General features: G+C 41.9%; 20 protein-coding genes. 7 read left to right on the forward strand and 13 right to left on the reverse strand.

All coding sequences use genetic code 11. The annotated features are described in order from the left end of the window. Positions 1-40: 40 nt before the first annotated feature. The 3 genes from etrA (at position 41) to ttcA (ending at position 2832) form a co-directional block, all read left to right on the forward strand. Positions 41-793: an electron transport transcriptional regulator EtrA gene (gene etrA, locus ACVBIK_RS04025; protein ID WP_447159227.1), complete on the forward strand. Its 753-nt coding sequence runs from the start codon at positions 41-43 to the stop codon at positions 791-793. 90 nt (positions 794-883) lie between these two features. Then, positions 884-1816, forward strand: a complete 933-nt coding sequence (gene uspE / locus ACVBIK_RS04030) for a universal stress protein UspE (protein WP_447169163.1) — start codon at positions 884-886, stop codon at positions 1814-1816. 80 nt (positions 1817-1896) lie between these two features. Next, positions 1897-2832, forward strand: a complete 936-nt coding sequence (gene ttcA, locus ACVBIK_RS04035; protein ID WP_447159225.1) for a tRNA 2-thiocytidine(32) synthetase TtcA — start codon at positions 1897-1899, stop codon at positions 2830-2832. Positions 2833-2958: 126 nt separating this feature from the next. Here the strand turns inward: ttcA and ACVBIK_RS04040 are convergent, their stop codons facing one another. Then, entirely contained in the window at positions 2959-3582 is a 624-nt protein-coding gene (locus ACVBIK_RS04040) for a DUF2987 domain-containing protein (RefSeq protein WP_447159224.1), read from the reverse strand. Next, positions 3560-4387 (reverse strand): glucosaminidase domain-containing protein, encoded by an 828-nt coding sequence (locus tag ACVBIK_RS04045; protein ID WP_447159223.1) that lies wholly within the window; start codon positions 4385-4387, stop codon positions 3560-3562. Before ACVBIK_RS04045 ends, ACVBIK_RS04040 begins: the two co-directional genes overlap by 23 nt. Positions 4388-4541: 154 nt before the next feature. On the opposite strand from ACVBIK_RS04045, the gene yvcK reads away from it, so the two are divergent. Together yvcK and ACVBIK_RS04055 are read left to right on the forward strand one after the other, a co-directional pair. After that, entirely contained in the window at positions 4542-5453 is a 912-nt protein-coding gene (gene yvcK, locus ACVBIK_RS04050) for a uridine diphosphate-N-acetylglucosamine-binding protein YvcK (protein ID WP_447159222.1), read from the forward strand. A 308-nt stretch (positions 5454-5761) separates the two neighbouring features. Then, positions 5762-6265, forward strand: coding sequence for an HPP family protein (locus tag ACVBIK_RS04055; protein WP_447159221.1), 504 nt, complete (start codon positions 5762-5764; stop codon positions 6263-6265). 625 nt (positions 6266-6890) lie between these two features. On the opposite strand, the gene ACVBIK_RS04060 is transcribed toward ACVBIK_RS04055, so the two are convergent. From ACVBIK_RS04060 to lrp, 7 genes are all read right to left on the reverse strand, one after another. Further along, entirely contained in the window at positions 6891-8084 is a 1194-nt protein-coding gene (locus ACVBIK_RS04060) for an amino acid aminotransferase (protein ID WP_447162768.1), read from the reverse strand. Between the two features lie 259 nt (positions 8085-8343). Next, positions 8344-9630, reverse strand: a complete 1287-nt coding sequence (gene serS, locus ACVBIK_RS04065) for a serine--tRNA ligase (protein WP_447159219.1) — start codon at positions 9628-9630, stop codon at positions 8344-8346. 18 nt (positions 9631-9648) lie between these two features. Beyond that, entirely contained in the window at positions 9649-10023 is a 375-nt protein-coding gene (gene crcB, locus ACVBIK_RS04070; protein WP_447169164.1) for a fluoride efflux transporter CrcB, read from the reverse strand. After that, positions 10016-11347, reverse strand: a complete 1332-nt coding sequence (locus tag ACVBIK_RS04075) for a replication-associated recombination protein A (RefSeq protein ID WP_447159217.1) — start codon at positions 11345-11347, stop codon at positions 10016-10018. The genes crcB and ACVBIK_RS04075 overlap by 8 nt, the downstream gene beginning before the upstream one ends. Positions 11348-11356: 9 nt before the next feature. Then, positions 11357-11983, reverse strand: a complete 627-nt coding sequence (gene lolA / locus ACVBIK_RS04080) for an outer membrane lipoprotein chaperone LolA (protein WP_447169165.1) — start codon at positions 11981-11983, stop codon at positions 11357-11359. A gap of 69 nt (positions 11984-12052) precedes the next feature. Continuing rightward, positions 12053-14653: a DNA translocase FtsK 4TM domain-containing protein gene (locus ACVBIK_RS04085; protein WP_447162770.1), complete on the reverse strand. Its 2601-nt coding sequence runs from the start codon at positions 14651-14653 to the stop codon at positions 12053-12055. A gap of 189 nt (positions 14654-14842) precedes the next feature. Next, positions 14843-15346, reverse strand: a complete 504-nt coding sequence (lrp, locus tag ACVBIK_RS04090) for a leucine-responsive transcriptional regulator Lrp (RefSeq protein WP_447159214.1) — start codon at positions 15344-15346, stop codon at positions 14843-14845. A 180-nt stretch (positions 15347-15526) separates the two neighbouring features. Between lrp and ald the strand changes: the two genes are divergently transcribed. Continuing rightward, positions 15527-16642, forward strand: coding sequence for an alanine dehydrogenase (gene ald, locus ACVBIK_RS04095; RefSeq protein WP_447159213.1), 1116 nt, complete (start codon positions 15527-15529; stop codon positions 16640-16642). Between the two features lie 75 nt (positions 16643-16717). Here the strand turns inward: ald and ACVBIK_RS04100 are convergent, their stop codons facing one another. From ACVBIK_RS04100 to ACVBIK_RS04115, 4 genes are all read right to left on the reverse strand, one after another. Then, positions 16718-17392 (reverse strand): response regulator transcription factor, encoded by a 675-nt coding sequence (locus tag ACVBIK_RS04100; protein ID WP_447162771.1) that lies wholly within the window; start codon positions 17390-17392, stop codon positions 16718-16720. A 219-nt stretch (positions 17393-17611) separates the two neighbouring features. Further along, positions 17612-19384 carry a DUF885 domain-containing protein gene (locus tag ACVBIK_RS04105; protein WP_447169166.1) on the reverse strand — a complete coding sequence of 591 codons (1773 nt, stop codon included), beginning with the start codon at positions 19382-19384 and terminating at the stop codon, positions 17612-17614. A gap of 189 nt (positions 19385-19573) precedes the next feature. Next, the gene (locus ACVBIK_RS04110; protein ID WP_447162773.1) at positions 19574-21529 is read right to left on the reverse strand and encodes a RecQ family ATP-dependent DNA helicase; all 1956 of its coding nucleotides are present in this window, start codon (positions 21527-21529) and stop codon (positions 19574-19576) included. Between the two features lie 35 nt (positions 21530-21564). Next, positions 21565-22446 (reverse strand): endonuclease/exonuclease/phosphatase family protein, encoded by an 882-nt coding sequence (locus ACVBIK_RS04115; RefSeq protein WP_447162774.1) that lies wholly within the window; start codon positions 22444-22446, stop codon positions 21565-21567. Positions 22447-22615: 169 nt separating this feature from the next. On the opposite strand from ACVBIK_RS04115, the gene cls reads away from it, so the two are divergent. Beyond that, entirely contained in the window at positions 22616-24073 is a 1458-nt protein-coding gene (gene cls, locus ACVBIK_RS04120) for a cardiolipin synthase (protein ID WP_447159363.1), read from the forward strand. Positions 24074-24146: the final 73 nt, after the last annotated feature.

Consider the following 24146-nt stretch of genomic DNA (forward strand, 5'->3'; position numbering starts at 1 on the left):
GTTTAACATAGTAGATGAATAGTCAAAATTGAGAGAGACAATGCCAACAGATAACAACAAAAATCGTCGCCAAATGGCTTCTGGATGTGCGATTCATTGTCATGATTGCAGCATGGGTACGCTATGTATTCCGTTTACACTAAACTCGACTGAGTTAGATCAACTTGACGAAATTATTGAGCGCAAGAAGCCGATTCAAAAAGGTGAGCCAATTTTTAAATCAGGTGATCCATTAAAGTCTTTATTTGCTATTCGCTCTGGCACAATTAAAAGTTATACCATCACCGAACAAGGCGATGAACAGATCACGGGCTTTCATCTAGCGGGTGACGTTATCGGTTTTGACGGAATTCATTCACAATTTCATCAAAGCTTTGCTCAAGCGCTTGAAACGTCGATGGTGTGTGAAATCCCCTACACGACCCTCGATGAACTTACAGGTAAAATGCCTAAGCTTAGACAGCAGATCATGCGCTTAATGAGTAACGAAATTCAAAGCGATCAAGAGATGATTTTATTACTGAGCAAAAAGAATGCAGAAGAACGACTCGCAGCTTTTATCAGTAACTTAGCTAAACGCTTTGGCAGCCGAGGGTTCTCACCAAGAGAGTTTAGATTAACCATGACTCGCGGTGATATTGGTAACTATCTAGGGTTAACTGTTGAAACCATCAGCCGTCTGCTTGGCCGCTTTCAGAAAGCAGAACTAATTGAAGTTAAAGGTAAATATATTACAATACTTGATATAGATGCCTTGAGCGAACTATCTGGTAACAGTAATATTGCAAGGTAGAACTTTTAGGTTATCACTTGATCTAGAACAATACGAAATCATCCTATTGATGCAAGATAAAACTAGACGATATTAGATAAGGAAAAAGTTATGATGGACTATAAAAAACTCCTTGTGGTTGTCGACCCTACGACAGATAAACAGACGGCTCTAGCCAGAGCTGTTGAACTTGCTTGTGATAATCAAGCCGTAATAACTGTATTTTTATCCATTTTTGACTTTTCTTATGAAATGACCTCTATTCTTTCAGGTCAAGAGCGAGAGTCAATGCGTGAAGGCGTGGTTAATCAACGTAAAGCGTGGCTTGAAGATGTGGTTAAACCCTATCGTAAAGACGGTTTAACCATAAATTTAGATGTTATTTGGCACAACCGCCCGTTCGAAAGCATCATTAAACACGCTATTGATGGTGAGTATGATCTTATTGTCAAAGGCACCCATGAACATGACAAGTTAAAATCAGTCATTTTCACCCCGACAGATTGGCACTTGTTGCGTAAAGCCCCTATTCCAGTGCTACTTGTAAAAACGCATGATTGGCCTGTAGCTGGTAAAATTATTTGTGCGGTTAATGTCAGCTCTGAAGAAGATGCTAACGAATCACTCAATGGTAAGATTATCTCTCACGCGAAAAAGCTCGCTCAGCAGTTTAGCGCTCAAGTGCATTTAGTTAATGGTTATCCTGGCACCCCTGTTAACTTGGCTATCGAACTCCCCGACTTTGATGCTCATACCTATAGTGAAACCATAAAGTTACAGCATGAGGAACGCATCAGTTACCTTGCTAATGCTTATGGGATCTCACCCGATTTTTGCCACGTTAAAGAAGGTCTCCCAGAAGATGTTATCCCTGACATGGCAGCCTCTTTAGATGCAGAACTTGTGATATTAGGTACCGTTGGCCGAACTGGACTTTCAGCAGCCTTAATCGGTAATACTGCAGAGCATGTTATTGATAGCATCAACTGCGATCTACTTGCGATAAAGCCTAATGGTTATAAATCACCATTAGAAGAGGTATAACCGCTTTCTAAGCTTTACCAAAAGCCTTTAAGCTGGAATAATACGCGCCCTGAACATTTGTGTACTAGGCGCGTTTTTTTATGTCCGAAGAATTAACTCCAAAACAAGTCACCCGCATGTCAAAATTGCAAAAGCGTTTACGCAGTGAAGTTGGCCGTGCTATTGGTGATTACAACATGATTGAAGAAGGTGACCGCGTTATGTGTTGCCTATCTGGTGGCAAGGATAGTTATGCCATGCTTGATATCTTGTTGAATCTTCAGCAACGCGCACCTATTAAATTCGAAATCGTAGCGGTTAATTTAGATCAGAAGCAACCTGGCTTTCCTGAAGACATTTTACCAGCGTATCTTGATACTTTAGGCGTTGCTTACCATATTCTGGAAAAAGACACTTACTCTATCGTTAAGGATAAGATCCCAGAAGGTAAAACCACCTGCTCTCTGTGCTCTCGTCTACGCCGCGGTACGCTTTATGGCTTTGCACAGAAAATTGGCGCGACCAAGATCGCCCTTGGCCATCACAGAGATGACATCATTGAAACCATGTTCCTAAACATGTTCTTTGCTGGCAAAATGAAAGCGATGCCACCAAAGTTGTTGTCAGATGATGGCGCCAATATGGTGATCCGCCCATTAGCTTATTGCCGTGAAAAAGATATCGCTGAATATGCTGAACTTAAAAACTTCCCAATTATTCCTTGTAACCTTTGTGGTTCACAAGAAAACTTAAAGCGTGCGGCAGTAAAGGAGATGTTAGTCCAGTGGGATAGTGAACATCCAGGCCGTATTGAAACAATCTTCACTGCGATGCAAAATACTGCGCCGTCTCAAGGTGTCGATAGAGAGCAGTTCGATTTCTTGTCATTGACTCGAGATCCAGATGCACCTATGCGTGGTGATGTGGCTGAGTCTGATCTACCCGCCTTTGACTTTGTTGATGTAGCCAACAATGGCCACATCAATTTAGATAAAGCGGCCCGTATTGATGTGGTCAGCACCTATACGCCTGATTAGTTAATACTGGCATAAAAAGCCCATACAAAAAGCCCTGCAATGCAGGGCTTTTTGTATGCTTATGACTTAGATGATGCAGCTAGATGCCCTCGATGACTGAGTTTCATTAGCTTATATACATGCCTATTACTTCGCGGTCCAGGGACTAATGACCTTAGGTGCTACTGAAGATTCTAGCGTTGTCAGTTTATCTAAGTCACTCATCACAAGACGATAAGTCCCCGTAACAGGGATCACTTTTCCATCAATGATTAAACTTGCATCACCATCAAATTCAAGATTTAGACCCGCTATATCGGATGCAAATAAGCGCATTGGAAAACCTTGCATCTGACTCAACAATGCATTCATCTCTGCTGCAATCTGTTTAAGCTCTTCTTGGCTATAGGCTTTTTTTGTGTTTTTAGCTCTAACCTGCATGGCAATAGCACAAGACTTGGCATCACCTTCAACGTCTAAATTAATTAGCGCGCGATCAGATTTTAGTTGGCCATCATAAGGCAAGAACAAACGTTGATCTTTAGTGATAGTCAGCGGAAAAGAATCGTTTTCAGTCGTTATAGTGCCACTGTTAACTTTGCAGCCATTCGCCTTTGATACAGAAAATGCCAGTTCAACTAATTGGTAATTCCCTTTATTAACTTGCTTAAGGCGTTGGTAAAAGCTTTGATACTCAAGTGAGATCGGCGCAGCCTGACTTGCAGATGCAAGTCCTAATAAGATACAGCTAAACAGCAGTTGTTTTTTCATTGTTATCCACTAAAAATCGTTGGTTTTGGCGTAACATTTCAAGTAACTCATCAATATAAGCTTCTTGACGTTCAGAGTAATTAATTAAACCATAAACAAGGTCTTGTGCTTCTGGATTTTTGTCTTGAGCACGTAAATCTGCACGAATTGATCGCAACAAAGAATAAGCAGCATTCGAATTCAAGTTACGCATATAAGAAGCCACTGAATCTTCAACTGTTTTAAATAGTGCGACTTCATGAGACAGGCCTTCAGTTCTAGATTGTGGCACCAGTCCGCAACCTTTTCTAAAACACCATTGACCGAAGAAGTTAAGCCCTTCTCGAGCAAAACGCGAACTGCCCCAACCAGTTTCGTTCGCAGCTTGAATAAGTACCATCTCTTGTGGAATGACATCAACACGAACTAATAAGGTATCTATATTGCCAATATTGAGACTTCTAAAGGTATATTGATACTTTTCAGAGATCTGCTGCAGTCTAAACTCATCGGCTTCGGTAAGCGCTTTGTCATTAACGATTTGATTACGAATACCAATAAGAAAGTTGCGCTCATCTAGAATGATGGCATTTTGATGTTTGATCGAAGGCTTAAGAAAGGCAAAGAAGGCCTTTTTTTTCTCGCTAACATCTTTGATGGCTGCAAAATCCGGCACTAAGCTAGCAGTTTCTGCGTTTTTAACTGCTTTTCCTAATGATTGTGTTTGCTCTTCACTCACGGGAACTAATATTAATCTAACCAGTAGAATTAGCGCTATCACAAGCCCTAATGCTAGGGTAAACAATCCGACTTTACCTGTTTTCACTCATTTTCCTTTATCAAACGCTTAATACTTTGCTTAATTACGGCCATTATATGCTAGCTTTAGCTGAGAATACATCGCGAATAATTTTGTTATCTCAGTTATAATTCTGCAGTCTTTTATATTGCTTTGGGTATTCAGGAAGGAGACCCCAAAAATGAAACAAAATGGGCTTAATCAATACAAACATGTGGTAGCCATAGGTGGCGGGCATGGCTTAGGACAAGTTTTATCTGCACTTTCATTCTTAGGCCCTAGGCTTACCGGTATTGTTACGACGACCGATAACGGTGGTTCTACGGGACGGTTAAGAGCAGAGCAAGACTGCATTGCTTGGGGAGATTTACGTAACTGTTTAACTCAACTTGCCAAGCGCCCTTCTGTCGGCTCGTTAATGTTTGAATATCGCTTTAGTGGCGATAATGAGTTGTCAGGTCACAACCTTGGCAATTTAATGCTTATGGCACTGGATGAACTTTGTGTACGGCCGCTAGACGCTGTCAACTTGGTGCGTAACTTTCTTAATATCGACACTCGCCTAATCCCCATGTCAGAAGAGCCTACTCACTTAGTGGCACTACAAGCCTGTGGGACAAGTGTTTTTGGTGAAACCGATGTTGATAGAATGCAAGATACTCCCATCGCCTTGTCACTCGATCCACAAGTTCAGGCAACATGCGAAGCTTGTGAAGCCATTCGAGAGGCCGAGCTGATTATTTTAGGTCCAGGTAGTTTTTTAACGAGTATTATGCCACCACTATTACTCCCCAAAATAGCCAATGCACTCGCACAATCAAAGGCTGAAGTGATTTTAATTGATAATCTCACCGATGAGCCGTCTCCCATTGCTAATTGCAGCTTGAGCCACAAAATCGATTGGTGCCATCAAGTATTGGGGCTAAAGATTATCGATCAAGTGCTGTGCAACGCTGACAGTGCTTACCAGGAAGGTAATATTAGTTATTATCCGCTGCGTAGTTCACACCATATTGGTTTACACGATAAACGAGCGTTAGCAGATGCACTGTCTTTAATGGTTGGTCACGATTTTAAGGTAATGACAACATAGTCAAGAACCACTCAAGAGTTGACCATGGATTAACGAGGAATCAGCCAAGCGCTTTTTTATGGGTTGCTAACAAAATGCGATGGATTATTGTTTGATATAATTAACTTAAACATCGTATTAGAAAGGCCGTAAACCCAGGTCAGTAAGTTTCTATTTAGTAATACAATATTTGAATTCCGTCATTACAACACACGTTATTATCTGCATTTGGCAACTCAGCCCTTCACTGTTCCATTACTTGACCTATTAGGTTCCTCTAGCCAGACTGAATAGTTACAGATATCGATAAGCAATGGCCAGTTGTCACGATGAAAACATCTCTCACCTCACTTATTAAAGATAATAAATTAGTTACAGCGACTATTTCAGCAATAGGCGCGACACTTTGTATATGGACTCTAGCGGCAATTGATACTGAAATTGACTCTCCCTATGTTTTAATTGCACCTTTTGGGGCGACTATGGTGCTTATTTTTGGGGTGCACCGCAGTCCATTAGCACAACCTAAAAATGTCATATTGGGCCATATTATTACTGCAACGGTTGGGCTTATCTTTGTGAACTATCTCCCTATCACATCTTTAACACTTGGTTTAGCTGTGGGACTTGGCCTATTTTTCATGTTACTTTTTGATGTTACCCATCCACCCGCAGGGGGAAACCCTTTGCTTATTATGCTTGGAGGCCATACAAGTTGGACTTTTTTACTGCATCCCATCTTAATTGGCACCTTAGGAATTGTGGTATTAGCAGTGCTCTACCATAAGTTAATTCCTGGGCATATTTATCCCTACTTTGAAAAGAAAGAGTAATTAAGTATTAACTCGTGCCGTTTTAATATCACTATCACCACTTTTGCAATAACAACTAAATTGACTTTATGCTCGGCAGCAAGAGGTTTATTAGCCTGATAAACCTCAATTGATACTAATTTGCATTAAGAAAGCTTTCTATTCAGAGTGTGTTTGACCAACTAAAACTAAACGAATGAATCAAAAAGTAGAATTTCCCTTGAGGTGTTATTCAACGCCGTAGTAGGAAGGCCAATAACACTGCTAAAGCCCAGTTTTAATGCTTTAAAGCTTTTATAAGCTGCCAATGTTATTAATGCACGACTATATGGATATAAATTATAAGATTAGAGTAATGCTTTGCACCGACTCACAAGGGAATAACCATTCTGTCGTCCATAGGCCTTCAATTGAACAGCTTGAGCGCTTCTGAATTGATTAAATACTTAATGCGATTGGTATAACACAGGAGCTATTGATGTTCCTGGTTTGAAAGTACTAAACTCTTGCTAAGCGAGGAGAACTTTATACTGATTGTTAAAAGATAAGCATAAAAAATGCGCGTAGTGTGTCACTGACGCGCATGTTAAGCTTCTGATAACTAGGCTGATCTTATCTTCAACGATGTAATCGTATCATCACTAGATTAAAGAACCTTAGCAATAGCTTCACAGATGACCGGCATATTGTTTTTAGTCATGCCTGCAACACTAATACGCCCAGAACCCACAATGTAAACGCCAAACTCTTCTTTTAAGCGATTAACTTGGTCTTTATTAAGACCTGAAAAGCTGAACATACCGTTTTGGCGAGAGATAAAATCAAAATTTTGCTCAACACCAGCCGCTTTTAATGACTCTACAAACAGCGTACGCATTTCTGCAATACGTTCGCGCATCTCTTTTAGTTCGTCGTGCCATAATTGCTTAAGTGTGTCATCAGCCAAAATAGTACTAACGATCAGCGCGCCGTGTGCTGGAGGATTCGAATATGATGCACGGATAGTGCTCTTAATTTGGCTGAATGCGTTCACTGCTTCGCCGCTATTACAAGCAACAACCGTTACTGCGCCAATACGTTCGTTATATAGGCCAAAGTTTTTTGAAAATGAATTGGCAACGATTAACTCAGGAACCGTATTAGCAACAATACGAAGACCTTGAGCATCTTCTTCAACACCAGCACCAAAACCTTGGTAAGCAAAATCAAAAAGCGGAACTAACGACTTCTCTAAACACAGATCAGCAACTTGCTGCCATTGGTCAAGGTTTAAGTCGATACCCGTTGGGTTGTGACAGCAGCCGTGAAGTAAGACAAGATCGCCAGCCTTAGCGCCCTGAAGATCTGTCAGCATAGCCTCGAAATCTAGACCATGAGTTTCAGCCTTGTAATAGCGGTACTCAGCAATTTGTAGGCCCGCAGTAGCAAAAATATTATTATGGTTGGCCCATGTAGGATTACTGATCCAGATAGTTTTTGATGACGTGTGACGAACAATAAATTCTGCCGCAACGCGTAAGGAGCCCGTACCACCTGGTGCCTGCGCCGTTAATGCGCGTTGCTGTGATACTACATCATGTTCAGTACCAAATAGTAAGCCTTGAACGGCATGGTTGTACGCTTGAACGCCTTCCATACCGAGGTAGCTTTTACTTTTCTCAGTTCCTAATAGCTTTTCTTCTGCAAATTTTACTGACTTTAGGATAGGTGTCTGGCCTGATTCGTCTTTATAAATGCCAACGCCTAAATTCACTTTGTTTTCGCGAGCATCTGCTTTGAATGCATCTGTTAGACCTAAAATGGGATCAGCTGGGGCCAGTTCAACCTGGGAAAATATCATGACGGCTTTCCTAAATATTAGAAGTGTAGGGTTTTCGCGTGTATTTATAACATTGAAGCTAAGTAGCACAAAGCGAGATCTGCGACTATTAGTAAAATTTGCGCTATCGCTTAGCTTTCATCAGTCGAAGGGGAGTAAATATACGTATTTCTTAAAATTTTTCCGAATTAATCACAATACTGTAAGACGGTGCGTACATTGCCACAAACAAAAAAGCCTTCAAATAAATGAAGGCTTTTACGGTTAATGGCGCTTGGTATTAACCAATCTTTTCTAAGCCGCCCATATAACCACGTAATACTTCTGGCACAGTGATAGAACCATCTGCATTTTGGTAGTTTTCTATAACCGCTACCAAAGTACGACCTACTGCTAAGCCTGAACCGTTTAGGGTATGAAGTAAGCTTGGCTTCTTATCAGTTTTAGCCTTAAAGCGAGCCTGCATACGACGTGCCTGGAAATCTTGCATGTTACTGCAAGATGAGATCTCTCTAAAGGTGTTCTGTGCAGGTAACCAAACTTCAATATCAAAAGTCTTGCTTGAACCAAAGCCCATGTCACCAGTACAAAGCACAACAGTACGGTACGGTAGACCTAACTTTTGCAGCACAGTTTCAGCGTGAGCGGTTAGCTCTTCTAATGCCTGCATAGAATCTTCTGGCTTTACAAGTTGTACTAGCTCAACTTTGTCAAACTGATGCTGACGGATCAAACCACGTGTATCACGACCGTATGAACCCGCTTCACTTCTGAAGCAAGGTGTATGTGCCGTAAGCTTAATCGGTAACTCTTCTTCATCAACAATGGTATCGCGAACTAAGTTAGTTAGCGGAACTTCTGCCGTTGGAATAAGGCTTAGGCCCTGACCTTCTTCTGTTGCTGGTTTGGTGTGAAATAGATCTTCACCAAATTTCGGTAGCTGACCGGTACCCAATAAGCTGTCTTCATTCACCAGTAAAGGCACATAAGCTTCAGTATAACCATGTTCAGTAGTGTGCAGATCCAACATGAACTGTGCTAGTGCGCGGTGCATGCGAGCGATTTGGCCTTTCATAACGATAAAGCGTGAACCGGTGATCTTAACGGCATTCTTAAAGTCTAAACCGCCAATATTCTCACCAAGCTCTACATGATCTTTAACGTCAAAATCAAACTCTTTAGGCGTGCCCCAACGGCGAACTTCAACATTTTCAGACTCATCCGCTCCAATAGGTGCAGACTCATCAGGTAGGTTAGGAACGCTCATTGCGATAGAGTTTAGCTCGTCGAGTAAAGATGCAAGCTCAACTTTCTTAGCATCAAGCTCTTCACCTAGTGAACCCACTTGAGCCATGATTGGTGCAACATCTTCGCCTTTAGCTTTAGCTTGACCAATCGATTTAGAGATAGCGTTACGTGATGCTTGTAATTCTTCGGTAGCAACCTGTAGTGACTTACGCTTGTCTTCAAGCTTGCCTAGGCGCTCAACATCTAAAATAAATCCGCGAGTCGCTAAACGCTCTGCGGTCACTTCTAATTCATTACGTAAAAATTTTGGATCTAACATATTTTATTATCTTAATAGTTAAAAACGAGAAAACACCAATTGCTGTCCTAGATATACGACGAAAATACAAACGCATACGTTAACAACAACATTCAATATGGCTTTAACCAATAAACCTTCTTGCATCAAAAGCAAAGACTCATTGGAAAAAGTGGAAAACGTGGTTAGGGCTCCTAACAGGCCGACCCCAATGAACGCTTTTATCCCTGGGCTAAGTTCGCTAACTTCTCCGAGTGCAAAAACAACACCCATTAAAAACGAACCTAAAATATTAACGACCAGTGTACCAAAAGGAAATCCACTACCAAATACCTGAAGCATCAATAATGAGATAAGATAGCGTAAAACAGCGCCAATTGATCCACCCAAGGCGATAAAAAGTACATTATTCATATCTTTTCACCTCACTCTGTTCATCTAACTGCTGTAATTGAGATAGCTTATCTTTAATCCGCTTTTCAAATCCACGCTCGGTAGGATAATAAAAACGATGTTCAACTATCGAGGCCGGAAGGTATTTCTCGCCACTGGCGTACGCATTTGGTTCATCGTGAGCATAACGATAGCCCTCGCCGTATCCAATATCTTTCATCAGTTGTGTCGGTGCATTACGTAAATGTTCAGGTACCGGCTCATGACCCGTTTCACGCGCTAACTGACGTGCAGCTGCAAAAGCAGTATAGACCGCATTACTTTTAGGTGCACTAGCAAGATATAATACAGCTTGTGCGATTGCTCGCTCACCTTCAGATGGCCCAACCCGATGAAAACACTCCCACGCGTTAATGGCGACTGTCATCGCCATAGGATCAGCATTACCAATATCTTCAGATGCAATCGCTAACAGGCGACGTGCAATATAAAGAGGATCGCAGCCGCCTTCTAACATCCGACAAAACCAATATAGCGCCGCATCAGGAGCCGAGCCACGAATTGATTTATGAACCGCTGAAATCAGATCGTAATATTGATCACCATTTTTATCGAATCCAGCAAGCTGTTGACCTGCAACTGCGATGATCATCTCTTCGGTAAATGCTTCGCCATCTTTAAGCATATCGCTCATTAGCTCAATCAGGTTTAACGCTTTCCGCGCGTCACCATCACAGATTTGAGCCAACTTTAACGAAACATCTGGAGGCATGAGTAAATGACGTTTTCCAAGCCCTCTTTCTTCATCCTCAAGCGCTTGCTGAACAATTTGGCCTATCTCATCGGGCGCTAACTGCTTAATAAGGTATACCCGCGCCCTAGATAACAATGCATTATTGATCTCAAAGGATGGGTTTTCAGTCGTGGCACCAACAAATATCACCGTACCATCTTCAATGAAGGGTAAGAAGGCGTCTTGCTGGCTCTTATTGAAGCGATGTACCTCATCAACAAACAGTAAGGTACGTTGCCCTCGCGACTGCGCTACGCTCTTGGCATGCTCAATGGCACTACGGATCTCTTTAACCCCCGAGCTAACCGCAGAAATGCGTTCTACATGTGCATTGGCATAATGTGCGACTAACTCGGCCAGGGTTGTTTTACCTGTGCCTGGTGGTCCCCAGAACATCATCGAATGCGCCCGACCTGCTTCAAGCGCTTGGCGCAGAGGCTTGCCCTCACCTAACAGATGTGACTGGCCAATATATTGCTCTAGCCGTTCAGGCCGCATTCTTGCGGCTAACGGTCTAAAGTCTGGTGCAAAATCAAAACTGAAACTGGACACGAACTTCTCTTAATTAGTCGATTTAAGACGTTGATCGTCGATATCTACATCGTCAGGTACGATGAACTCAAACAGTGCTTGGTCTTTACCGGCAATGACACTTTGATTGGTCAGTGTAAAGTCACTGATATTGCCCTGTTGATCCTTGAGTACCATTTTAGTTAACTGCTTATCCTTAAAGCAAACTTGCACTTCAGATACACCGCTGTCTTTATCTTTAGGGCTGATATCAAAACAGTTTTGGTGTTGAATAACATTGTATTGTGACCAGGTCGCATCGTCAGAGTGCACTAACAAGGCTATGGGAGATGCATTGATAGCCTGATTTAGGTCCATAACAGAAACTTCTTCTGCAAATGGGTTATAAATCCAAACGTCAGTACCGTCTGCAACAATTAAAGACTCGTCAGGTGCGGTTAAATGCCAATAAAATTGATTGGGGTGAGACAAAGCAAATACCCCCTCACCCCTTTGAATCACTTTATCGTTGATGTCGGTAACAGTCTGAGTGAAGTTAGCTTTTAAGCTATTGACCTCAGTCAACTTAACTTTTAGTTCATCAGACGCTCCAGCAAAAGCTGGAAAGTGGCTCAACAAAGGCAGGCTTAGCGCTGCAATAGCAAAAATCTTTTTCATTTTGTTCTCCGAGTTAAGCCTATATTTTAGGCTTAACACTGAATATATTTTGTGGGGCATGGCACTTATTTACACGTAATCTTTTGGCGGTGGCGGCGCTAATACTTCTCGATTACCGTTATGACCTTGGGCACTGACAACACCTTGAAGTTCCATCTGTTCGATAATACGCGCTGCACGGTTATAACCAATTTTAAACTTACGCTGCACACTTGATATTGAACCACGACGAGTTTGTGTCACAAACGCAACCGCATCGTCGTATAAGGCATCCATCTCCTCTTCTGAATCACTGGCTTCGCCAGGTAATAACACTTGCTCACCTTCTGCAGAACCTTGCAAAATATCTTCGATATATTGCGGTTTACCTCGAGCATGCCAATCGGCGACCACTTTATGAACCTCATGATCGTCAATAAATGCACCGTGAACGCGGATAGGAACGCTAGTACCTGGTGGCAAGTACAACATATCCCCCATACCAAGCAAGGTTTCCGCGCCCTGTTGATCTAGAATCGTTCTCGAATCGATGCGAGATGAAACTTGAAACGCCATACGTGTTGGAATGTTAGCTTTAATCAAACCGGTGATCACATCAACAGAAGGTCTTTGAGTAGCAAGGATTAAATGGATCCCTGCAGCACGGGCTTTTTGAGCGATACGTGCAATCAACTCTTCTACTTTTTTACCTACAATCATCATCATGTCGGCAAATTCATCGACCACCACTACGATAGATGGCAGTTTATCTAACTCTGGCGCTTCTGGCTCCATGCTGTCAGACGACTTCCACAGTGGATCATGTACAGGCTGCCCTGACTCTTTAGCCTGTTTAATCTTAGCGTTATAGCCTTTTAGATTTCGCACGCCAAGTGCTGACATCAATTTATAGCGACGCTCCATCTCTCCGACACACCAACGTAGCGCGTTAGCTGCTTCTTTCATATCGGTAACCACTTCACACAGTAAGTGCGGGATCCCTTCATAAACAGATAGCTCAAGCATCTTAGGATCAATCATGATGAAACGCACATCATCAGGGCCTGATTTATACAACAGACTAGTGATCATTACGTTTACACCCACTGACTTACCTGAACCGGTAGTACCTGCAACAAGCAGATGCGGCATTTTGCCTAAATCAACAACAACTGGCTTACCACCGATATCAGCACCGAGCACCATGCTTAGATGTGAAGGGTCGTCTCTGAAATCTTCACAGTCGAGCACATCACGCATAAATACCGTTTCACGGAACTTATTCGGCAACTCTAGCCCCACATAGGCTTTACCTGGGATCACCTCAACTACTCGTACATTTTCAGCTAACAATGAACGCGCCAGATCTTTCGATAAATTTGTGATTTTAGAGGCTTTAATCCCAGGAGCGAGTTCAAGCTCAAAACGAGTTACAACCGGGCCAGGATAAACACCTACTACGTTTGCAGTAATATTGAAGTCGGCGAGTTTAACCTCAACTAGCTTACCAATTTGCTCTAGCTCTTCTTGACTAATTGGATTGGTCTTACGATTTGGGACATCCAATAAAGAGATACTAGGTAACGGCGCCATAGGCTGGCGCTCTTGCTCAATGGCTTGACCGGGTAATACAACTATCCCATCAACAATCTTAGCCTTGTCATCCTCAATACGCTTAACTGCATTAACCGCACCCGACGAGGCGTTATTATTGAAATCGATTGATTCAATTTCATCACAGCTTTCATTCACCCATGGGGCTGAAATCCTTGGTTCATCAGCTAAAGTAGCATGGTGGCTATCAGCCTCGGTTAATTGAGGTTCATTGGCCTTAGGTGTATTGAATTGAGGTTCAATAACTTTAGGCTTTACTCTTGGTTGAGGTGTTAACTCTCGTCCGACAATCTTACTGTTACTGTTTTGGGCTTTTTGCTGTGAATCAAATTCATCATGCTCAATGCCGTCTTCATCGACGTCTTCGTATTCATGCGAGTCATCATCTGTTTGTCTATTACGTCGCTCTTTAAAGCGTTCAACCACAGACATAAAACCGCGTGTATCTTCGGTATCACCCAATTCAGGCTTAAATTTATTAGGTAGATCGCGCAGATTTTTAAATAGCCAAATCGTGGCATAGCCTGTTAGCTCTATCACGGTTAACCAGCTAATACCGGTCAGTAGTGTAAAACCGGCACCGACAAAACACAGTAGTAATAGCGTCGTCCCCAACTTGTTAAAGTAAGGCAGCATTGCTTGACCAATAACATCACCCGCTACGCCGCCGGCTGAAAAACCATATAGTCCGTTTGCATTCATACTCGCTAGCGCAGCAAGACTAAATACAATTAACAAGAAGCCAATTAAACGTAGACCAACAGAAAAATAGTCAATCTCTAACAGCTTATGAGTTCGTTTAAACAGTAACCAACCCGTTAATGCGATAATGATAGGAATGATGTATGCGCAGTAACCAAAGAAATAAAATAAAACATCCGCTAACCACGCGCCTACAGCGCCCGTTAGGTTATTAATTTCACCACTGAAATTTGATTGACTCCACCCTGGATCGGAAGAATGGAAACTGCTCAAAGCGATAAGAACGTAAGTTGCCAACATGCAACAAACAATGAGACTACCTTCTAATAGCCGTTGTACGCCTGAGAGCGTTTTAACACTATTTCCCTTAGACAATGGAAAACCTACACTAAAAAACGTTAATTAGGGATAACATACCAGAATTTAAGACTTTATGCAGCGTTTGCGACTTTCTAGCAATATTGAATAAATATGCACCCAAACAGTTTGCATCAATTTGTATCAATTTGGATTTTGTATAAAAAAAGGAGCCTTTTAGGCCCCTTTTTGTATTTAGTATATTATTTATGAGTCTGAAACAGTATTGATAGCAACACGATTAGTTTGCTTAACTTCTTCCATCACGACATAAGTACGAGTGTCTGAAACTGCTGGTAATTTAAGAAGTGTTTCACCCAATAAGCGACGATATGCAGACATATCAGAAACTCGGGTCTTCAATAGGTAGTCAAAGTCTCCAGAGACTAAGTGACACTCTTGGATATCATCGAGTAACTGAACCGCTTTATTAAACTTATCAAACACTTCTGCAGTATCACGGTTTAGAGTGATCTCTACAAACACTAACAAAGAGGCACCTAAATAATGAGGGTTCACTAATGCTGTGTAACCCTTTATATACCCTTGCTTTTCAAGTCGTTTCACTCTCTCTAGGCAAGGTGTTGGGCTTAACCCTACGCGCTTAGATAACTCGACATTAGAAATTCGGCCATCAATCTGTAATTCATTAAGTATATTTCTATCGATGCGATCTAAGTCTTTTATAGGACTCTTTTTATTATTAACCATATATATAACCCTGGTTGACGTCAAAGACGATATTATTATCTGCTATTAAAAAAACTTCAGCAGCATAAACTGCGGAATGAATACTATACTAGATTTCCCTGAAACATTCACGTTCAGGCAATACAAAATAACAATTACACCCATAGAAAATGGGTTTTTATGCAAATTTGAGGCTCGAAGATGATTATAGGTGTTCCAAAAGAAATCAAAAACCACGAATATCGTGTTGGCATGGTTCCATCAAGTGTTCGTGAATTGACGTCACGTGGTCATAAGGTTTTTATTGAAACAAATGCTGGCTCAGGCATTGGTTTTACAGATCAAGATTATATCGAAGTCGGTGCAAAAATACTGGACACTGCTGCAGAGGTGTTTGCTCAATCAGAGATGATTGTTAAAGTAAAAGAGCCTCAAGCTGTTGAACGCGCAATGTTACGTGAAGACCAGTTGCTATTCACCTACCTTCATTTAGCGCCAGACCTTCCACAAACAGAAGACCTAGTGAAAAGCGGTTCTGTTTGTATTGCATATGAAACAGTCACTGATGATCGCGGTACCCTTCCACTGCTTGCCCCTATGTCTGAAGTTGCAGGCCGTATGTCTATTCAAGCCGGTGCCATGGCTCTAGAGAAATCTATGGGTGGACGCGGTATGTTACTCGGTGGCGTGCCAGGTGTTGAGCCTGCTAAAGTTGTGATTATTGGCGGCGGCATGGTGGGTACAAACGCAGCGCAAATGGCTGTGGGTTTAGGTGCCGACGTTGTTATTTTAGATAGAAGCATTGATGCTCTTCGTCGCCTTAACGCTCAATTTGACAATAAAGTTAAAGCAATTTACTCAACTGCTGATGCAATTGAGAAACATGTACTTGAAGCTGATCTTGTGATTGGTGGTGTTCTTGTTCCAGGCGCTGCGGCTCCGAAACTTGTGACTAAAGAACATATCAAACGCATGAAGCCTGGCTCTGCAATCGTAGATGTTGCAATTGACCAGGGCGGTTGTATTGAAACATCCCATGCGACGACTCACCAAGATCCTACTTACATCGTTGATGATGTTGTTCATTACTGCGTTGCTAACATGCCAGGTGCTGTCGCTCGCACCTCGACATTTGCATTGAACAACGCAACACTGCCATACATCATTAAGCTGGCTCAACTCGGTTACAGAGAAGCACTTCTACAAGATAAGCACTTACTGAACGGTCTTAATGTTATGCACGGTAAGATCACTTGTGCTGAAGTTGCTGAAGCGCTTAATTTAGAATTTGTTGATCCAATGATTCTACTTAAGTAACACCTCAGAACCAGTCATTAAAAAAGGGAGCAAATCGCTCCCTTTTTTATGAACATATAAAACCTATCAACTTGGCTACGCAAAGCTATACCCTTTACCTCTCACTGTATTGATCAATGTCTTCGGGAGTTGATTTTCTGACAGTTTACGGCGTGTATTACTGATATGCATATCAAGGTTACGATCAAACTGCCCTAGCTCTTTTTGTAAGACCCTAAGCTGCAATTCCTGCTTTGTTACGACCAAACCTTTCCTTTCAAATAAATACTTAAACAGTTTAAACTCTGTTTGAGTGAACGATACTGATTGCTCAGAGGTTGAAATCATAAACTGGTTATCATCAAAGCTAATATCTTCAGAGAATTTAAGCTGACAATCAGCATTATTTTTAATGCAGTCTATTCGGCGCATCAATGCGTTAATCCGCACCACTAGCTCACGGTGACTAAATGGCTTACTCAGAAAGTCATCGGCACCTAACTCATATATTTTAATTCTGTCCTCTTCTGTATCTAAAGTTGAGATAACGATAGCCGGTGTTTTATCGAGTCGCAGTGTTAGCAACTCAAAGCCGCTTAACTCTAGCAAATTGATATCTAACAATATCAAATCCGGCCTAATGGACTTTAGTTTATCCAGTGCATCGGCGCCGCTATTTACAACGGTGACAATAAAGCCTTCTTGTTCCAAAACAGGTAATAAAGCTTTTAGGAATACAATATCATCATCTACCAATAGAAGGTGTTTCATCTCAAACAATCTTAATACGAATAATTTTCATTAAGATTACATTGAAAGGTAAGAATTTACCAGCATCTTTGATTAACTTGGATTGATTTAACGGGATTTATCGCGATTTTTCTGATAAGGATCTGGTATTGAAAGAAGCTGAGCCGCAAGTTTTTACTGGCGGCTCTGCACTTTGACTATGTAAGCAGGTTTAATGTTGACGTATTGACCGTAAACAACTTATTTATTCAGCATAAGCTCACGAATATATTTTACCGGTGCGCTGCCGTAACTTAAAAATTCTTCGTGGAATGCCTTTAAGTCAAAGTCATCACCTTTAAGCGTTTTATACTCTTCTCTTAAATCGTATATCTCACGGTAACCCGAATAGTAACTGGTTAACTGTACCTGACTCAGTGTTGCACGGCGCCATTTCCCTTCAGCTTCAGCTTGCTGCTGAAATGCCTCGTTAATCATAAGATCTAAAGCTTGCTCTTCAGTCATGCCGTTAACTTGAATACTGTAATCTAGGATAGTATTCGCGATGACTCGTAAGTTCCATTTGTAGTACATCAGCCACATTTCAGGCTCAAAATTGCCATAGCCCTCTTCAAGCATCATACGTTCGGTATACACAGCCCAGCCTTCTACCATCGCACCGTTGCCAAATAAACTTTTAATTAGGCTCGGCGATTCATTTGAATAAACCAATTGAGTGTAATGTCCAGGAATGGCCTCATGGATATTAAGTACCTGTAGTATCCAATGATTGTACTCTCTGAGGTAACTTTCAGCAGAGGGATCACTCATTCCATCAAGTGGTGTCACGTTATAATAGGTGTTACCTGACTTTTCATAGGGGCCAGGGGCACTAATTGAAGCGCCGGCATATCCACGCATGTATGCGGGGGTCTCACGAACCACCAAGGGCTTATTTGGATCTAGGGTGACTAGGTTCTTCTCGTTAACAAAATCAATCAGCTCTGGGATCTGCGCTCGAACTTCATCAACAAAATCTTCGCGTTTAACATGCTTGGCAGAAAGATTATTAATCAGTTGTTTAATTGCAACTTTGTCATCTGTTGGCATGGGAGTATCGAAGTATTTACTCCAAATTTTCTTGGTGATTTTGGCCATTTCGGCCTGAACTCGATTTTTGTCTTTGACAGCTTTTTCATAAAGCGCCTTACCTGACATACCCGCTTGTATATCGTAGGTAAACTTTTGTTCGTACAGTTTCTCACCAATACGGAAGCTTTTCGCGCCCTCGACCTCAAGTTTAGCCTCTAATGCAGTTAACCAATCAATGTGTTCATTAATTGCCATGGTCACTTTATTAAAACGATTAGCAAATAACGCCTTTTCAGCGTTGGATAAACTCGACGCTAAAACTTGATTCAGTAGATCATTAGAAAAAACAGAGAATGCGCCTTGGTTTTGCATTATCGCGAGTTGCGTGTGTTCAATCGTTGGGTTTTGAATGTTTTCTCTTGCTGCAGCGTAATAAGCTGGCACATTTTCCATTCTTGCTAACACTGAACGCAAACGCTCACTAAGCGGGGCAAAGTCTTCATTAATAATCTGGGCAAATCCACCAGAGACGTTATAACTGGCAGGGTTCCATTGCCATGACTTGAAGGTGTCAATGTTCCACTTCATTTCGGCAAGTAAGTTTTCGATAAGACGGTAATCGGTCAGTGTCGCTGGTGACATGAGTTTAGGGTCAAACTTAGCTAACGCTGCTTGTTGTGTTTGAATAAACGCTAAACTCGCTGCACGGGTTTCAGCATTAGGAACCTTTAACACACCATCATATTTATGAAAACCACTATAAAGTGCCCAAGTTGGAGACTCTATCCATAACGCATCAATAAAATTTTGACTGAACTGGGCAAATGCTAAGTTTTGATCGGTGATCTCAACCGCCACTTGCTCAGTTGTAGGCTGACTTTGACAGGCTGTTAAGCCCACAAGAGATAACGCAATGGCCAAAGGCAGTGCGGCTTTTTTCATGGTGTGGTCCCTTAATTTGTTAGAGCGTGGTCTACTGCCACTTTAAAATCCGCTCCAGTAAATCATGTTCTGTGCATATTTTCAGTAACTAAACTCAGTTTGACAACCTTTGTTACACAACAAAGGCTGTCAAAGCTCAGCACTAAAATTTGTCTTTTAGCGTTACATTCTCGCTAAGGGTTCACATCTTTATTCTGATTGCATTCGACCAGCTTCTAGGTTGGCTTCAACCCAGGCCAATACTTCTGCAAAACGGTAATGCTCAAACTGAGCAAAACCTTTAGCCTGCCGTAGCTTTATCTTGGTAAATATCGGCGTCGTCAAACCACATAAAAACCTGCTTAATAATACTGGAGATAGGTGTTTAGCCAACTTTTCAATTGCTTCACGGCAAATATCATTAAAATAGAAGTCGGTTAAAGGCTTAAGGGGTTGCGGTGCAGGTAAGCGCGCAAGATTACCTAGGCATACACTACAGTGACCACAAGGGGCTGTTAAGTGAGGATCGGCGAAATATTGTGCCAGCTGTAAACTTAAACAAACTTCGCTGTCGAAAAAGTCGACTAACTGATTAATTCGGCTTATTTCACTCTGCTCTTTAGTGCTAAATCGGTCGAATAAACGCGCCGCGAGCGAATCGTTGATATTAGCGCTATAGATGTCATAAACCTGAGTTAATTGCTTACTTTGTAATTCTATAAGTTGCTTTTGATGTAGGTAATCGAGTGCTTTAATGGCACGATCTCGGCTATTTGGGAGTGTTTGCTCCAGTGCACTGAAGTTGGCGCTGTACCAAAGTTTGGCTTTATCAGAACTGTCGATAACAGCATTGATAAACACTTGACGCTGCGGATCAAACTTTGACAAGAGCTCATCGATAGGACATAAAAGTTTAAAACGATAATCGGCAAAATAACTGTACTTAGGCTTAATCACCCGCAGCATTTCAAGGTACACCAGTAAGGTTTTTAAGCTTAATGTACGGATGTTTGAGGCCGTTGATAGTTGGTTAAGCATCAGCTCCCACTGCGTGCTTACGGTTGACGCTTGACGGATTTCATCTAGGACAAATTCAATGGCACTAGGCTCTGGCGTATCACCATACACAAAGTTTTCTAGCACGTTAAGATTGTCACGATTAGCCAGCACTAGGCAGTCAGAGCTTAAGCCGTCTCGTCCAGCTCGACCAATCTCCTGGGCATAATTTTCAATCGATTTGGGCAGGTCGTAATGCGCCACAAAACGGATATCACTTTTATCAATCCCCATGCCAAACGCGATCGTTGCGACAATAATGGGTACCTCACCCGCCATAAACTGATTTTGTATGGTTTTACGTTTATCGCTATCCATTCCTGCATGATAAGCAACAGCTGAAAAACCTCTATTAACTAACGCTTTAGCTACAGTCTCAGCTGTTTGCTGTAGGGTGACGTAGACAATGCCACTTTGATTCTGATCCTGTTTTTGAACCAACCAATCACTTAAGTAACGTATTTTATCCTGTGCGCTTATTCCTACCGCATATAAATTAAGGTTAGCGCGATAAAAACCCGTTAGGGTAATACATTGCGGCTCTATGCCAAACTTACTGCCCATATCCTCGATAACTTTCGGGGTTGCAGTGGCTGTTAACAGCAGGACTTGAGGGATATTAAGTTGTCTTTGATACGCTGGCAGTTTGAGATAATCAGGTCTAAAGTTATGGCCCCACTCAGAAATACAGTGCGCCTCGTCGATCACTAACAACGAGATGGGAACCGATGAAATAAAACGTCTAAAACGCTCATTGTTTAGACGCTCAACCGAGATCATTAAAATTTTAATCTGCCCGTCAGTCACACCTTGGATCACGGCACTGGACTGTTCATTTGTTTGTGTTGAATCGATTGATGCCGCGGGGATCCCTTTGCGATTAAGAAACTGTAATTGATCATCCATCAGCGCAAGTAACGGTGAAACCACTAAAGTAAGGTGAGGTAATGCAAGTGCTGGCAATTGATAGCATAAGGATTTACCCGAGCCTGTAGGGAAAATCGCCGCCGCGCTTTTTCCGCTCAACACGTTGTTAATAACATCGCCCTGCCCCAATCTGAACTCGCTAAAACCGAAATAGCGATTAAGTAACGCCAGTGCGTTATCCATATAAAATCCTGTATGATTTTTTGTAAATGTGATGATTATTTAGTTGTCGCGATGCCTTTAACGGGGCGTTTTTTCACTAGTCTAAAATAGGCTTTAACCGGGTTATGATCAGAACTTGAGGTGATGATTGATTCAGCTTTTACTAACTCTAGTCCTCGATAAAATATATGATCAAGCTGGTGACCAAGAATGGTTGTTCTAGAGTCAACCTCAGGAATAACTTCAGTTAAACCTGTGCGCTTTGCCAATTGTTTAACCGTATCCAATCGAGTATCGCTCCAGGTATTCATGTCACCAGCAAAAATGACAGGTCCTTGATGATCTTGCATCGCTTCTTCCACTACCCGTAACTGAGATAGGTACTCTTCTAGACCGATGGTGAAGTTAATACTATGGATATTGATCACTAACAGCTGGCTTTGATCTGACAGTAAATAATACGACACCAACATTGATTTTGGGAAATTTATATAAGGTTCAGCCTTCCTAAACACGCAACTACTCATTGCGGGTTCTCTCGTCAAATTCATCACTCCAACGGGTTCGCCATCAAAACTAAATGCCTGCGCCAGAATCATAGAAAGCTTTTGTGACTCCACAAAGCTCTTGAGCTCTTTGGTTAACTGCGCCTCTTGAAGTAACAACAGATCAGAACGTTCTACGAGTTGCTTTAAGGTATCATCCCAACCGTCGCTGTTTTGCTTATAAAGATTCCAAGTAGTGATATCGAGCTTGCCGAACCTATCGAGCGACGCTTTGGTTGGTTTTGTCATACACTGGGCCTGCACACCTGCAGGATTATCGTTACTAACGAGAATATCGTCAGAGGGAATAACCGATGCGTCGTAGACATAAATAACCACGGCTACAGCTGCGATAAGTGCTAATAAAATGAGTTTACGGATAATTTTCGCCATAATTGACTTATTCAGCTCTGTTTTTAGATTTAAAGTAATCTTTTCATTATAATAGCTTATTACGCTTAATCACATAATCATTCTAGACAGGGATTATTCGCTCAAGCCCCCTCCAACGCTCGCCCGCACTTGGCTTTGAGTGACTAAGGATAAATTTATCAAACACAATATGTATGAGTTTTATCAGCTACTAACCATAGCAGGCGTCTTTGTGTACTGGTTGATAATTGCTGGTATTAGTATTCGTGTCGTTGCCAAACGGCGAACGATTGGCGTATCACTCGCTTGGTTAATGATTATCTATATTGTCCCGTTAGGCGGTGCTTTTGCTTACTTACTTTTTGGTGAGCTCAATTTAGGCAAAAAAAGAGCGCTTCGAGCAGAGCTGATGTTCAAACCTTATGGAGAGTGGTTTAAAAAGCTCTATGAGTACCGAAAGTATCGCCCTCATGTTGCCAGCCTATATGGCCAATCAATCAGTGCCATTTGTGAAAAGCAAGTCGGGATCCCTGCATTGGCCGATAATAATTTAACCCTGTGCAGCGAAACCTATGAGATTTTAGATAATCTTATTGAAGACATAAACCAAGCGACTGAAACAATATTATTAGAGTTTTACATCTGGCACCCCGGCGGCAGAGCCGATGATGTTGCCCAGGCGCTCATACAAAGTGCGGCGCGAGGCGTGAAAGTACGCTTACTACTCGATGCGGCGGGAAGTCGACACTTCTTCAAAAGCCAATGGCCAAAACTCATGAAACAAAAGGGTGTTGAAGTCGTTAGCGCGCTAGAGGTATCACCTTTTCGTATGTTCTTTAGACGCTTAGATCTCAGATTACATCGAAAAATTGTTGTCGTAGATAATCAAATCGCCTATACAGGCTCAATGAATTTGGTCGACCCTAAGTTTTTTAATCAAGACGCGGGCGTCGGACAATGGATTGATGTCATGGTTAGGATCACTGGCACGTCTGTCCCCGTACTCAATAGTATTCACGCCTGGGACTGGGAAGTTGAAACCAACGAACGTTTTCTTCCAGAGCAACCCAAGTGCTTGTCTCATGAAGACAGTGAAATTACCGATTTAGTGCAAGTTATTCCTTCAGGGCCTGGCATGCGCGAAGAAGTGATCCACCGTGTGCTACTCCAAAGTATATATCAGGCTCAAAAAAGTATTGTTATAACAACGCCCTACTTCGTTCCCAGCGATAACTTACACATGGCATTGATTATTGCCGCACAGCGTAATGTTCAAGTTGATATTATTGTCCCAGATAAAAATGACTCATTGATGGTTGAATGGGCAAGTCGCGCATTTTTCAGCGAGCTCTTAGAGGCTGGGGTCAACATACATAGATTTAAAGGTGGCTTACTGCATACCAAGTCAGTTGTTATCGACAGTAATCACTGCTTAATCGGCACAGTTAACTGGGATATGCGCAGTTTATGGCTTAACTTCGAGGTGACACTCGCTGTCGATAACCTTGTTTTCACTCAAAAGCTTGAACAGGTTCAACAGGATTACCTTAAAGATTCAAATAAGATTTCACCTCAGGAATGGGCAAAGCGCTCTATTGCTAGCCGCACCGCTGAGCGAATATTTTATCTTTTTAGTCCGTTACTCTAACCATCAGGGTAGTTTTCGCTGAACTTTTGAACAAAACTTTAGCCAGTACTCTTACTCAGAGCCCTTGCTCATT

This window comes from Shewanella sp. 125m-1 (assembly GCF_052977065.1).